Source organism: Plantibacter cousiniae (nom. nud.) (assembly GCF_977070315.1).
The window spans coordinates 121,330-135,210 of the sequence record NZ_CDRVEU010000012.1; the positions used below are offsets into that span (position 1 = coordinate 121,330).

Annotated in this window: 13 protein-coding genes; 12 read left to right on the forward strand and 1 reads right to left on the reverse strand. The window is 53.6% G+C overall.

Annotated features, from left to right (window positions below):
- Positions 1-46 precede the first annotated feature (46 nt).
- Together ACW55A_RS21575 and ACW55A_RS21580 are read left to right on the forward strand one after the other, a co-directional pair.
- Complete coding sequence (locus tag ACW55A_RS21575; protein WP_096120346.1) at positions 47-1,039, forward strand: LacI family DNA-binding transcriptional regulator; 993 nt, start codon at positions 47-49, stop codon at positions 1,037-1,039.
- A gap of 403 nt (positions 1,040-1,442) precedes the next feature.
- On the forward strand, positions 1,443-3,062 hold the full coding sequence (locus tag ACW55A_RS21580) for a methyl-accepting chemotaxis protein (protein WP_099266490.1): 1,620 nt from the start codon (positions 1,443-1,445) through the stop codon (positions 3,060-3,062).
- 142 nt (positions 3,063-3,204) lie between these two features.
- On the opposite strand, the gene trpC is transcribed toward ACW55A_RS21580, so the two are convergent.
- Positions 3,205-4,005 carry an indole-3-glycerol phosphate synthase TrpC gene (trpC, locus tag ACW55A_RS21585; RefSeq protein ID WP_455809632.1) on the reverse strand — a complete coding sequence of 267 codons (801 nt, stop codon included), beginning with the start codon at positions 4,003-4,005 and terminating at the stop codon, positions 3,205-3,207.
- Positions 4,006-4,421: 416 nt separating this feature from the next.
- On the opposite strand from trpC, the gene ACW55A_RS21590 reads away from it, so the two are divergent.
- The 10 genes from ACW55A_RS21590 (at position 4,422) to ACW55A_RS21635 (ending at position 13,201) form a co-directional block, all read left to right on the forward strand.
- Positions 4,422-5,552: a DMT family transporter gene (locus ACW55A_RS21590; RefSeq protein ID WP_498811593.1), complete on the forward strand. Its 1,131-nt coding sequence runs from the start codon at positions 4,422-4,424 to the stop codon at positions 5,550-5,552.
- 125 nt (positions 5,553-5,677) lie between these two features.
- Positions 5,678-5,911, forward strand: a complete 234-nt coding sequence (locus ACW55A_RS21595) for a hypothetical protein (protein ID WP_498811594.1) — start codon at positions 5,678-5,680, stop codon at positions 5,909-5,911.
- A gap of 1 nt (position 5,912) precedes the next feature.
- Positions 5,913-6,776, forward strand: a complete 864-nt coding sequence (locus ACW55A_RS21600; RefSeq protein WP_498811595.1) for a hypothetical protein — start codon at positions 5,913-5,915, stop codon at positions 6,774-6,776.
- Between the two features lie 167 nt (positions 6,777-6,943).
- Positions 6,944-7,405, forward strand: coding sequence for a single-stranded DNA-binding protein (locus tag ACW55A_RS21605; protein ID WP_498811596.1), 462 nt, complete (start codon positions 6,944-6,946; stop codon positions 7,403-7,405).
- Positions 7,406-7,610: 205 nt separating this feature from the next.
- Complete coding sequence (locus tag ACW55A_RS21610; RefSeq protein WP_117182460.1) at positions 7,611-7,853, forward strand: hypothetical protein; 243 nt, start codon at positions 7,611-7,613, stop codon at positions 7,851-7,853.
- A 62-nt stretch (positions 7,854-7,915) separates the two neighbouring features.
- On the forward strand, positions 7,916-8,116 hold the full coding sequence (locus ACW55A_RS21615; protein WP_096115387.1) for a CrpP family ICE-associated protein: 201 nt from the start codon (positions 7,916-7,918) through the stop codon (positions 8,114-8,116).
- A 104-nt stretch (positions 8,117-8,220) separates the two neighbouring features.
- Complete coding sequence (locus tag ACW55A_RS21620) at positions 8,221-10,107, forward strand: hypothetical protein (protein ID WP_498811597.1); 1,887 nt, start codon at positions 8,221-8,223, stop codon at positions 10,105-10,107.
- Between the two features lie 20 nt (positions 10,108-10,127).
- A complete protein-coding gene (locus ACW55A_RS21625; RefSeq protein ID WP_498811598.1) occupies positions 10,128-10,493 on the forward strand; it encodes a hypothetical protein in 366 nt (121 codons plus the stop codon).
- Positions 10,490-11,749, forward strand: a complete 1,260-nt coding sequence (locus tag ACW55A_RS21630) for a DEAD/DEAH box helicase (protein WP_498811599.1) — start codon at positions 10,490-10,492, stop codon at positions 11,747-11,749. Before ACW55A_RS21625 ends, ACW55A_RS21630 begins: the two co-directional genes overlap by 4 nt.
- Before the next feature lie 429 nt (positions 11,750-12,178).
- Positions 12,179-13,201 carry a hypothetical protein gene (locus ACW55A_RS21635; protein ID WP_498811600.1) on the forward strand — a complete coding sequence of 341 codons (1,023 nt, stop codon included), beginning with the start codon at positions 12,179-12,181 and terminating at the stop codon, positions 13,199-13,201.
- The last annotated feature ends 680 nt before the right edge of the window (positions 13,202-13,881 follow it).

The following is a 13,881-nucleotide window of genomic DNA, read 5'->3' on the forward strand; positions in this document are numbered from 1 at the left end:
TCTGTAGCATGATAATTATCAGTCAACCCGACAGGCTCCGCTTCGCATGACCTCAGTTAAAGACGTTGCAAAACTGGCCGGTGTATCTCTGATGACGGTGTCTCGGGCGCTCAATGATCCGGGAAAACTGAGCCCGGAGACTTATCAGCGAGTGCGCAACGCGATTGATGAGCTTCAATTCGTACCCAGCCTGTCGGCTCGCAGGATTCGCGGCGACAACCTGCAGACCCGAACCATCGGCGTATTTGCCCTGGACACCGCAACGACGCCGTTTGCGGTCGAGCTGCTGCTATCAATCGAACAGACCGCGCAGCAGGCAGGCTGGAACGTATTTATTCTCAACCTGCTAAGCAATCCGCCTACCGACCAGAACATTGACCTGATGCTGTCGCACCGCCCGGACGGGTTGATCTTCAGCGCCATGGGGTTACGCAAAGTGAGTATCCCCCAGCGCCTGAAGAGCAAGCCGCTGGTGCTCGCCAACTGCGTAGCCGACGACAGCAGCCTGGTCAGTTATGTGCCAGACGACGAAACGGGTCAGTACCGCGCCTTGCACCACGCGTTCAGCAAGGGCTATCGACGCCCGTTGTTCATAAACCTGCCAAAACAGAGCCTGGCCTGGGAAATCCGCCAAGCGGGTATGTTGCGTGCCTGCGAGGCATTCGGCCTGACTCGCGACGAACTCTTGCAATACAACCTGTCCGAACACGATGCCTACTGGGAAACCGCCGCTATCCTTGCACGGCACATGATAGATGGGCGTCCTCAGTTCGACATTCTGATCTGCGGCAATGACCGCATTGCCTTTTGTGCCTACCAGTTGCTGCTGGGCCAAGGCCTGAAAATCCCCGGAGATGTTGCCGTACTGGGTTATGACAACATGATCGGCATCGCCGAGCTGTTCATTCCTGCGCTGACCACGGTGCAACTGCCGTATTACGAGATCGGTCGCAACGCCGCCCGGCACCTGATTGAAAGCCTTGAAGTGTCGGGCTCCCAGCCGGTGGACTGCCCGCTGGTGATCAGAGAATCGTTATGAAGCCTTGCGTGGGATAGCTCACGCAGCAAGTCGTCACGGGACCCTCCAGACAAAAGCGACTGCTCTTGAGCCCTGATTTATACCCCTGAAACGCTGACCGTATTAAATGGTTACGATTGAGAGGGGTAAGAGCGCCTGGCTGTCCGGCCACTCTAAAAAGATAGCTTTTCTCTTATTTTTCAAGCTCCTAGTGATTGCACGCTCAAAACAGGCGAGCTGTACACCCTCTGACTTACATGAATCCCGCCCCAAAAAAGCGCACTAAACAAATTAAAGAATAAAACCGTGCGCAACTAATGCACGAACTAATCCAGAAACCAAACCCGACCACCTCAAGTAATATTTCTGGTAGCCGATAGTTCTAAAGCCGTGAAAAATCAATTCTACAAGGAGGTCAGTGACAATGAGAAACTTGAAAGTATCTGCGCGCGCAGCACTCAGCTTTATGTTTATTGCACTCTTATTGGTCGCCTTGGGTGGTATTTCAGTATGGAAAATGGGAGAAATCCGCGAGACGGCCAGAGACATTGAGAACGATGCATTGGCCAGCGTGGTGGTTGCAGACCGAATCAATGCCACGATGCTGCGCCTGCGCCTGGAAGTCCGCAGAATGCTGTCCCAGACCAATCCGCAGGACATGGCCACGACCTCCGGCATGATCGCTTCGCTGAGTGAGGAGTTGAAAAAGCAGGTAGCCCTTTACGCCCCTTTTGTCGCCAGCGATAAAGAAGGACAACTGTTCAAAGCCGTGTCGGAAAACACCGATAAAGCACTGGTTGCATTTGACCAGGTGACTGCACTTATCCGTCAAAACGCAACCACTGAAGCGCTGGCCTACCTGAGTTCAAACGTGACGCCTGTTACCCGTCTTCTCGACGACGCTGTGAACGGGCTTGTTCAAATGAACATTGACGAGGCGGCAAACTCAGGAAAAGAATCCGAGGATTCGTATCAAAGCGGCTTAACGTTTGTGATCTTCATTATTGCAGCCGCGACGCTGGCGACGATTGTGCTGGCCGTGCTGTTCACCAAAAGTATCGTCACGCCGTTGCGCGACATGCTGCGTGTCAACGACACCATCGCCAAGGGTGATCTGCGCAGCGTGATTACCGTCACGGGCAAAGACGAATTTTCCGACCTGATGCGCTCTACCCAGGTCATGCAAAACAATCTGCGCGATACGATCAAGCTGATCGGTGATTCATCCACTCAACTGGCATCCGCCGCTGAAGAAATGAACGCGGTCACCGAGGAGTCGAGCAAAGGTTTGCTGCGCCAGAATAACGAAATTGATCAGGCAGCCACCGCCGTTAACCAGATGACCGCTGCGGTCGATGAGGTGGCGCGTAATGCTGCCGCTGCATCGGATGCAGCCAAAGCCTCTGATCAGTCAACCCGCACCGGCGCAGCACGGGTTACCAGTACGGTCGACGCCATCGAGAAACTGAGCAAGACCGTGCAGAGCACCAGTGTCGATGTAGAGCGTCTGGCCGTGCAGTCCAAGGACATCAGCAAGGTATTGGAAGTCATTCGTACGATTGCGGAACAAACCAATCTCCTGGCCTTGAACGCAGCTATCGAAGCCGCCCGGGCAGGTGAGCAGGGACGCGGTTTCGCGGTGGTGGCTGATGAGGTCAGAGCGCTGGCCCATCGTACCCAGACCTCGACTCAGGAAATCGAGAAAATGATTGGCGACATCCTCACGGGCACTGCACAGGCCACCAAGGCCATGAGTGAAAGTTGCGATCAGGCCGGTGGCACACTCACCATCGCTCATGAAGCCGGAGCAGCACTGACCCTGATCGCGAAAGCAATTAATGAAATCAACGAAATGAACCTGATGATTGCGACCGCATCGGAGCAGCAGGCGCAGGTCGCCCGTTCGGTCGACGGCAACCTGATGAGTATCCGCGATCTTTCCATCCAGAGTGCAACGGGGGCCAATCAGACAGCGGCGGCCAGTGCCGAGCTCTCAGTGCTTGCTGTAGACATGAACAAGCTGGTGGCCAGGTTTTCGCTCTAAGGGTTTTCTACTGCTTCAGGTCGTGATGCTGTGGATACTGATTCCACAGCATTCAGGGCCAATCAACTGCATACGTCTGGACAAGTGCAGGGCGGTCAAAGGAGCGCATTAACGCCCCCCTGAGCCGTGAGTTTCCTTCGCGTCAGTCAGCACTGCCGGTCAGCAGTGCTCTTGTGGCCGCAGTAACATCCTCTTTACGCATCAGACTTTCGCCGACCAGAAAGGTAGTAATGCCGGATTTTTTGAGTCGCAGGCAATCGTTATGGTTGCCGATGCCACTTTCACCGACCAGCAGTTTGCCTGCGGGCACCATGGATGCCAGTCGCTCGCTTGTGCCGAGGTCTACTTCGAAGGTATGCAGGTTGCGATTATTGACGCCGAGCAGCGGAGAAGACAGTTTGAGCGCACGCTCCATTTCATGTTCGTCATGCACTTCCACCAGAACGTCCATCCCCAGCGTCATGGCCGCATCTTCAAGTTCGGCGGCCAGGTCGTCAGTCAATGAGGCCATGATCAGCAATATGCAATCCGCACCCCAGGCACGTGCTTCATACACCTGATAAGTGTCAAACATGAAGTCTTTTCGTAACACAGGAAGGGCGCAAGCGTTTCGCGCATCGATGAGAAACTGCGGGGAACCCTGGAAGCTGGGCGTGTCGGTCAGAACGGATAAACAGGCGGCCCCACCGGTTTCATAAGCCTTCGCCAGTTCGGGCGGGTTGAAGTCTTCGCGAATCAGGCCTTTTGATGGACTTGCTTTCTTTATTTCTGCAATGAGCCCCAACAGACCCTGCTGTTCTTTTGCTTTCAGTGCTTTATAAAAACCGCGGGGACTGGACTGTTCGAGGGCACGCTGCTTGATGCGACTTAATGGTACGTTAGTTTTTGCCGCTTCTATTTCTTGAAGCTTGTAATGTTTTATTTTATTTAGAATATCACTCATGGCAGTCACTCATATTAGCGGGTAATCTATTGAATTAAGCCCTGTAGCGCCTCGACGTACGCATGCTCATTATCGCCCTCTGGCAATATTTAAACGAGCGTACATTCACTGATCGAGAAACAACAATTAAATTTAATTTATCCACCTTTAAACACATTATCGCGTTAATATATCATGATCGTCCATGATGTAAACCCGGGTAACACGGTCTCTGTAACGTACATCAACAACTGAACCCGGCCGATTAAGATGGCGAAACAATATCAACTTTCCGGCACAGCCTGGCGATTTACCTGGGCGAGTCCACGCCTCGGCTGTTACTACTGGCAACCCTGCTGATCGGCGCACCGGCAAACCTGAAGTATCTGCTGGTCAATCGGCTGATTCGCAGCCCCAGTAAGCTGGAACTGCTTTCCGTGGTCGTGCGCCAACGTCTTGCTCGCACTGCTTTTGACGCTCGTGTCAGGCGTCAAGGATTACCTGCTTTATGGGTTGCTGCCGCATTCGACAACTTTTCAGGCCTTGACCCGGTTTATCGAACTCGCCGAACATTGCCCGATGATTGCCAAGGCCAGCGTGGATCTGCAGGCCACCCGCAACCGCTTCACTCCTCTCAAACGACAAACCAGCGACAGGGAACGTCATCAATGCAATCCAATTTCAGCAAGGGCGTTATCTTTGCGCTCTCCGCCGCCGCACTGAACGCAACCATTGGTGTGCTCAGCAAGGTACTCATGAGCAATGGCTTCACCTCCAGCAGCGTTGCCGTCATCAAAACGATACTGGGGTGCATACTGCTCTCGATCGTGCTGCGTTTCCTCAAGCGTCCGACATCAGCCGCCAAATGGAGCCAGGCCGCGATCTGCGCGTTCCTTGGTATTTTCGTGCTCTTCCATTTCGAAACGTCCGCCTACCGACATTACGCTGCGGCGGGTGTCGTCGTCGTACTCATGGCCAGTGCCTCAATCTCGTCGATCATTCTGGGGCGCCTGTTACTGAAGGATGCCATCACAGCAAACGCAACCGTGGGCGCCGCACTGGCCATCTCAGGTATTGCGGTGATCTTCGGCGCTGATTTGCAACAGGGCTTCACTCTGGAAGGTGCAGCCCTGGCCTCGATCGCAGGCTGTGGCTACGGTGCGTTTTCGGTTGCCATGAAAAAAATGGGCGTTTCGGGAGGCCTGCATTTCACTCGTCAATTGCTCTTCTTCGGCAGCCTGTACCTGCTGATGCCGGCCGCCGCCGATGGTTTCGTGATCGGCGAGCTGTCATCAATGGCTATTGCCGCACTGCTGGCGCTGGCCGCCCTGCCGACCATCCTCGGCTTTTTCTGCACGACCAAGGCCATTGAGTACCTCAAGCCATCCCAGGTGCAAGCGCTTGAACTCACCGAACCGCTGTTTGCGGCGTTGCTGGCATTTGTAGCCCTCAATGAAGTACCGCGCGAAAGCCTCTATCCGGGAGCGGCCCTGATCATCGCTGGTTTGTGCTTCTCCAACGAACTGATACGCCTGGGTCAAAAAGCGCCGACGCGGGCCAGTCAGTAAGGCAGGCAGGCAGCGGCCTGTCAGTTGCGAGCACGTTGATTCCAGTACCCGATGTCAACTGCCTCGACCAGACCGTTGACGCTCGCGGGATTCATGACGCTCTTAGGAGGACCTTCGCGGACAACATGGAAGTCGATGTCCTCAACAGCACAGTTCCTGCTTCAGTAACTTTCCGCGAGGGATCTACAGCAGGCATGTCGGCACATCGCCTCGAATACAAGAAACCTTCCAATCGACGTGCACCGAGCGCGCTTCAGGTTATTCGAGAGCTGGTGATTGAGCTTTTTCCGCAATGGTCCGACCGTTTCGAGGCGATGACTGAGTCCGCCGTAGAGGCCCTGGTAAAAGGGGGTCAATGAGATGGCAAAGACAAATCTCACGGAAGCTTCCGGCATTACTCCTCAGTTGATGCAGAAGCTCAACGAGCAGTACAACTCATCAGAACTGCGCGCCGCTCAGACCAAGCTTACGAACACGTCACGTGAGCTTCGCAATTTAAGCTCCGGCCATCAGATGGGCCGCGGCTTGGTTAGCCGACTGGGTGATTACTTGAGCGTAGAACAGCGTGAACTGCTCACTCAGGCCGCGCAGCTCCTTGAATCAGTCAACTCTCATGTCGAGCATGCCAAGGAAAAACGTGTCCGCGACGAGAAAGCGGCCAAACGTCGGCAGGACGCGCGGAACGCAAGAGCGAAACAACTGATTGCTGCTACATATCCTTTGCCCACTGAGAGCCTGGACCAGAAACTCGATCTCATCAAAACCGCACTTCATTTCAACCGTATTGGCACACATGACTGGGTCTACTCCACGAGCGACTTCAATAGCCACGTTAGAAGCAGTCTACTGACGCCGTTTAGCCAACTGATAGGTTGGAGCAGCCTGACCGCTTACCGAGTCAGTTGCCTCGGCTATCTTCGTACTCAGCTCGTTGAGTCATTGGCCAATGACATCTCTTATGACGATGGATCTGATGTCGAGGATCGGCTAGCCACTCTGCAGTCGAAAGTCCTTGAGGAGCGTGCGAAAGCAGAACTCACAGCTGAAGAACAGGAAACCCTCAGACTCTGGAAAGAGGCTCTGGTTGAGGCAGTACCGGAGGTACGGCCAGCCCCAGATATGAAGACCGGGATGCTGTGTTGGCTGGACGTCTTGACGACGCCTGCATCGTCAAGCTGTTCCGCCTCATTCGTCTGGGCCGAAGGCTGGTCGAGCTGGAAGTGATGGACGTTGATGGGGGACAAGCCTCGTGAGGTTTTATCACGGCTTTCTGAGACAGGAGTTTGAGCATGTCAAAAAGACATAACCCACTTAATGAAGCCATGGTCGCACAGATCCTACATCACCTGCGCAACGGTGAGGTACCCCACACACCCAGAAGGAGTCCTAACATGGGCACATCAGTAGATTGGGAAGGCAACATCGGCTCTGTTCCAGAATTCAAGGAGTTTGCTAACGGCAACAATGAACCACGCCGCTTGCTACGGCTGAACGTTTACTTCGACAACTCGATTCCAAAAAGCGATGGCAAAGGCTTTGAGGACCGTGGAGGATTCTGGGCCAACGTCGAGTTCTGGCACAAAGAAGCAGAGCACTATGCCAACCTTTATCAGAAAGGCATGAGGGTGCTGATCCAAGGCCGGGCGATCATGGATAGCTGGACCAAGGATGGGGACGACTTTACGCAGTTGAAGGTGCAAGCTTCACGCGTGGCGATCCTTCCGGCCAGAATTGAAGCCGTGCATTTAACGCAGTCCCAGCCTCAACAGGCGACGCGTTATCAGCCGGCGCAACCGGCGCAGAACAACAGCAACGATGCACCAACGGATTTCGACGACGACATTCCTGTGTAGCACGCCTCTCCAAAAAATCGCGCCCTCTGCGTGATGCTGCTGGTGGAAACGAAACTGATCAGCGTCGTTCTTCACCAGCAGGCAGCTACTTCTGAACTGTTTACTCTCCAGAGCAAAAAAACGCCCTTTACGTGGATCAGCGGGTGAAAGAACCCTTCACGTCGGGTATCCCAAGTTACGATAAATCTCTTACTGGTCGAATCTCATGAGTCTCAACAACTTTGTAACCTATGTCATCCGCATGCCAGACGACACCGCATCAAGGACCGCCCTGACGAGTGAATTGAATCAGGTGGTTATCAGGAATGGAGGAGTCATCACCGGGACATCAGTGGAAGATGAAATGACCCTGAATGAGCTTTTTGAAGCGCGTCTCGATAACATCGACGTAAAGGAAGCTCGGCAAGAAGCTGCGGTGCTGGCAACTGTAAAACACCCTGCAGGTTGAAAAAATCGCCTCGTTCGTGAAGCCTTGGATGTATCCGATCTACTCCACGGGAATCCTCAGTTGTGAGAGCAGCCCCAGCAGCGACGCATGAGACTTCAGATCGGCGTCGATTCAACAACCCTCACCATGCCGTAATGCTCGCGGGTGCTGATGCCGCGCGTAAAGGCGTCCCCCTCCACGAATGCCCCTACCGGCATCCAGCCATGCGCGCATCGTGGCTAAAGGGTTTTGCCCAGGAGCAACAGCAAAGCTTCAATTTCTGACTCAGCGCGATTAACCCACTCCCCCCACGTTTACGGTTACGCATGGCGAGCGCAGATCAGGTCTAGGACAGTGCTGCCTCAAGTCACTTTGAGCTCATTGATTCATGACCGCCGAGCCTATTTGCGAAACAACTTTCGTCCAAACTCTTCTCGATATTGCAAAATTCCCAGAGCGTCATCGTGCTGTTGCCAACACATGGGCTGACCATTTCCACGTACCGGCGGAAGGACGTGACGAGTTCATACTGCACTACCTTACTCACACCTCATCAACTCGATGCTGGTGCGTTGCTCTTCATAACGATGACTCGGTTGCACGTCCAACTGTGGCGCGGCTCGGCAGGCAGCTGCAATACTTCGATGGCCAGCTGATTTCAGCGGTGCGATTTGATGAGAAGAGAAAAGTCCCAGGCCACGCACCAAGTCCGAGCCAAGCTTTGAAGCTGGCTCATAAGTTTATTACTCATGACAGTGCGGATGCCCTTCTTACATCATTCTGCAAACCAGCGCGGGATCTGGCGCGGAATGAAGTGGAACTTAGTATAAGACCGCTGACGAAGTACGATTTGGGCGCGTTTAATTCAGAGGGCCGGAACAAACGTTTTTACGCCCCACGCGGCCGATTTTACATCACCTGTATCGGCGCGGCAGTGAAGAGGTTTTGTCAGAGTCTCGACCAGGAGCTGCTGCATGCAGTGCGTTCCGTGCAGTGCCCTTCCGCCAAACTTTACAACTGGCTCGCTCAAGGCGATCGCACACGTCGACTACAGGCCTTGAAAGCACAACCGGTGTTGGTGCCGGTATTGATCGTTGGGGTTGGAATGCCGTGGCCCATGATTGCAGGTGGACTACTGGAGGAATGCCCATGGCGCGAACTTCAGGAGTTTTGCTGCTCATGGGAGGGTGAAACCGTCATGGACGGGGCTGGGTTCTTAGGGCGATCCGTAGACACAGGCTTGCCTTTAAACAGGGTCTTAGCATGGTTGTTCTCAGTCCCGACGTCCGCGATCCGATTCCTTGGCCAGCAGCGGGTCTACGACACCGGCAGCGCGCTCAGTCGTTTGAATTCTGAGGGCCTTGAGGCAGGCTGGGAGCATTTGATCGCGGGCTCTGTGCTAGGCAATCGTCGCCCGAGAACGAAAGCAGAATGGCGTTTTTTCTATGCGTTCCGGTCAGCTATTCCATGGCGATTACTTCGCCCCTTGCGTGACATGAACAATCTTTTGGTGGGCTGCCCTACTGACTGGGCAGACCCTGCCTGGTCAGGCATGGCGGCCAAACTTGTTGATTTCAGAGAGCTGTTCGACAATCTAGAACGCGCTGGAAGTTGCGAGGCTCGTAACACCAAGCGCCGGCTGTACGCGTTCGTAAGCGGTTTAAACTTCCGCCAAATTTCCAATGTAGTCGATGCGTTCCATGGAGCACTCGCAGACATCAGAGCGAGGCTGGAGCGGGATTACCCACCTGAGCCATCCGACTGTTTCACAAGGTGGCCGGGGCTGCTGCTGGGCAGTGATCCAATCACCTGCAGTGTGACCGGTTTGCAGATTGTCGAATTACGCTGCCCAGCAGACTTAGACCAGGAGCATCGCTCTCTGGGTCACTGCATCGACACATACGACTTCCGTGCATATTCGGGCAACTGTCGACTCTTATCCATCCGATCTGCTGGACTGCCGTTGGCATCGGTCGAGCTCACACTCAGAACAGGCCGTAATAAGCGAGTGAGTGGCGATTTTACTCCCCAGCATTTGCACATCGTTCAGATCAGAGATCAAGAAAACGAAACCCCGGATGCTCACTCGCCAGTGATGAACGCTTTTGAGTTATTCATGGCAGCAGTCAGGAGCGGTCGTATTCCAGTGCTCCTGCAATGGCCAAATATGGCGATGAAGATGGCGCGTTATGCTGACGAAAAATCGATCTTCAACATCCGATTTGGTGAGGAAATCGTGGGCTGGGCTAACAGCTTGTTGGACAGGGGGCTCTGAAGATGGGATCGCCTCGATTGATGAACAAGCGACCGGTCCTGCTGCGCAAAGCCATTTTCGATGGCTACGACTTCGGGCTGTCGCTCAGTTACCTCCAAGGTGCCAACAAGCTTTTGCTTCGCCGGAGGGGCTTTTTCATACGAAGGTCTGATCACCCGCTGAACCAGTTTTGGCGTGTGCCCAAAGACAAGTTGCTCGACGACCTTGATGTTCTGTACCGCGAGCTGGCAGAGCTCGCAGACGGCAAACACATCGAGAGCTGGCAAGCATTCAGAGACAGGATCACCTCTGCCCAGTCCGACGTGCACCGTGACGCATTCACCTGGGGGATGAAGTTCCGGCTATCTACCTGGCATCTGTCCCATCCATCAGAAACACCGAGTTGACCAGTGCCGATATCGACAAGGCGCTGGAAGGATTCTCGCTGATGGATCATCAACCAGCAGGTATCAAGCACCTGTTGCAGCGCACGAGCGCGCTACTGGCCGACGACATGGGACTGGGCAAAACCCGCCAGGCGGTGATTGCCGCTGGCATACGCGCCCAAGGTAAACCGGTTCTGGTGATTGTGCTCAACAGCCTGATCATCAACTGGCAGCGTGAGATCCTGATGGTGTTTCCTCAGGCTCAAATCGCCATGCAAACTTTTGATGCGAACGCTGGCTGGATCATCGTGAACTACGAGAGGCTGGGTGACTTTGTCATGCACGCGAATCGCTTTGCAGTGATGGTCATTGACGAGGCTCATCGACTCAAGGAACCCACTGCAGCATGGACACGCCACGGCTTCGACATCGCGGCTCAGGTACAAAACCGCTATTTGTTGACGGGCACGCCTGTGCTCAATCGCGAAGCCGAACTGCACACACTCCTCAGGCTTTCAGGCCATCCAATCGGACAACTGCCCCTCAATGAGTTCTGCGAGCGATTCGCCGGCAGTCCTGAGTTTCGCAAGACGCTTAGAGATGAGATATCTGACTGGATGCTTCGACGCCGCAAGGATGTGCTGCCCAACCTGAAGGGGAAGCAGCGCCAGACTGTACCTGTGATACTCAGCCAAGTAGAACGTGACGAGTACAATCAGATCATGCGCAGCGACCAGCATCGATTCGCAAGGCTGGGCGCACTGCGCCAACTGCTCGAGCGCGTGAAGGTACGGATCCTGGCGGATCTGATGGCCGAGCTGGACGTCGACGACAAGGTGATCCTCTTCTGCGAGTATCAGGAATCCGTGGCCACTTTGCGTGATCACTGCCTCAAGATGGGCGTCGGGTGCGTGACGTTGGTAGGCAGTGACTCGCCCAAGAAACGACAGAAGGCGATTGATGCTTTCCAGCAGGATCCGGACTGCAGGGTGTTTATCGGGACCAGGTCGGCCGCCGGTACAGGTTACAACCTCACTGCGGCCAACTACGTCTTTTTTTTGGGGCTTCCATGGACACCAGGGCTGCAGGACCAAGCAGAGGATCGAGCCTATCGCAACGGGCAGTTGCGAATGGTTGTCGTCAAAATCCCGCTAGCTGAGGACACCATCGACCAGCAGTTGTGGCAGATGCTCATGGACAAGCGCGCCCTGGCCAGCGATCTGATCGATCCAGAGGCGGAAGAACTGAGCAAACAAACCTTGGCCTGGATGCTTTGACTGTTTCCCATGGAGGGGGGTGACAAAGCAGCTATGATTTTTTCAGTGCGACCGACAGTTTAGGCGCTATGACGAATCCTTCTTTTCCAACACTGATGGCACTTTCGCGTTTTAAGCATGTCTGAGCAGTCACTGCCGGGTGCAGTAATCGCTAGTCGCCTAGGGTAGACTTGAAGCAAGGGCGCTGCTGAAGTTTTGGTTTTACGGATTTCCGCCGCTTTTAGCATAGCTTTCGGGTTGAAAACGCAGTACTGATGCGTGGAAGCGAAAAGTATTGCTCGGTAGAAGCCTAAGTAACTCCGGGCTGCGGTTCTGACCAGTGGCGAATGCATCTTGGTTTCTAGAGGCTTTCGTAACGATGGGTGGCCTTTTTGCTGCTATTGCTGGACGGTAATTTGCATTGAGCCAGCATTTAAAAGGAGGTTGGTCGTGAGTAATGGACTCTATCCATGTACAGCTGCAGATCCCATGGGGACAGGCTCCCAGCAAGGATTGTTGGGCGAAGGGTCATTGCCATGGCCAAGTGTTGTTGCCGCTAGGGCCTTCCCCTCATCCTTGGACATCGCAGGCACTTACGCCACTGACGATTTAAGTGCTGCGGAATTTCTCATCAGCGAGCTTAGCTCTCCAGAAGCTGAGCTTTCTCCTGAAGAAACCGAAGACTACTACACGACGCTGATTTTCTTGTTTGGTAAGCTAAAAAAAGCCCCTAACGTAGCAGCAAAACAGTTTTTGGAGCTCAAGGAGAAGGCGGAAAAAATTCCGGTCGTGGGCCCTTTGCTATTTTCTACAGCTAACCTGCCAGGCACGCTTGCGAGTGTGGGAGGTATCCTCCATGCAGGTTCGAAAGCAACCAAGGTTGAAAATCTACTCGATCTTAGTAAATCGACAAAGACGCAGCTTAAAAAATGGGCGGCCTCCCGTGGAAAGCCAGGAAGTGTCTCTGCTCATCGGGCTTTTCGTGGCAGGATCAAGCTAATTCGCGTACGCGGTAACTTATACTTTGAAATACCAGCCACGGCCAAAGCTAGTATCTATCGAGTGGGCGGTAACGTCGTAGGCAATACGATTCATGTCCCGGCATACAATACAGCCAAAGCGTTAAGATCGACTGCGCATGTCGACAGCGATTTGTATAGTCAGCGAGGGGTTGGGAAGATGCTCGTCGGGAAAGCCGCCGGCCCGATTCTCGCGTTCGGCCCACAATTGGTTATGGATATAAACAGCGCCACTAGTGGCAGGGATTTTTTGGAGAAAACTGCCTATAGCCAGCCCACGAATGCTTTAGTTTTTGCAAGTGGAGTAGCGATTGGCGCGACCATGAGTGCGCCTGCGGTAGTAGTAATTGCGATTGGATTAGGTGTGGGCCTCGTAATACAGATTATTATGAGCGACGATGTAAGCGGGTGGGGTACCTCTCTCGGTAATTTGCTGACAGGAAAAGACCAATAATGTTCCATACTGAACCGCATCGATACTTAGCCACCATATGGGGCGCTTGGTTTTTATTCACCATGTTGGCTGTGTTTTCGGCGGCTGTCGTACCGAGTATATTGACTATTCCCTCCGCTGTATTTGTAATATGGGTGACTTACTGGTGCGTTGACTGCGCGTACCGGACTGAAAGGTTTAGTAAGTATGCCAGTCTTAGGCTATTTACGAATTTGGGTGTTGCCCCTGGATTCGCATTTTTAATGGCGTTAGTCGCAACCTACAAGCAGTTTAAGTTGGGACTTGGCGTGTCATTATTGATCAGCTGTATACCTCTAGTTCTCTGCACGATTATCTATTCGCTACTATGTGTATGGCGGAGTCCTAGAAAGTCTCTGATCGTACGCTCGCAGCGCGTGGAGGTCGTTGAGCCAAAGCAGGAGAATCGTTGGGCACTCGGCGCTGTTGGGGGTGGCCTGGGAATATTGATTTATCCAGTTTTCCACGCTTATAGATCGCCAGCGATGCTGCTCGTCTTTCTATTTATAATTATTGCCCTATTTATGCTGTTCTACCATCGTACCAGTATCTCTTCCCTACGTAGTCTGAAGGATCAAGAGGCGAGAGAACATCAGGAATACACATTCATGAATGTGGAAGAGCTTCGTTCAAGGCGCGCGGCGTCTTGGATTGGCCGCATT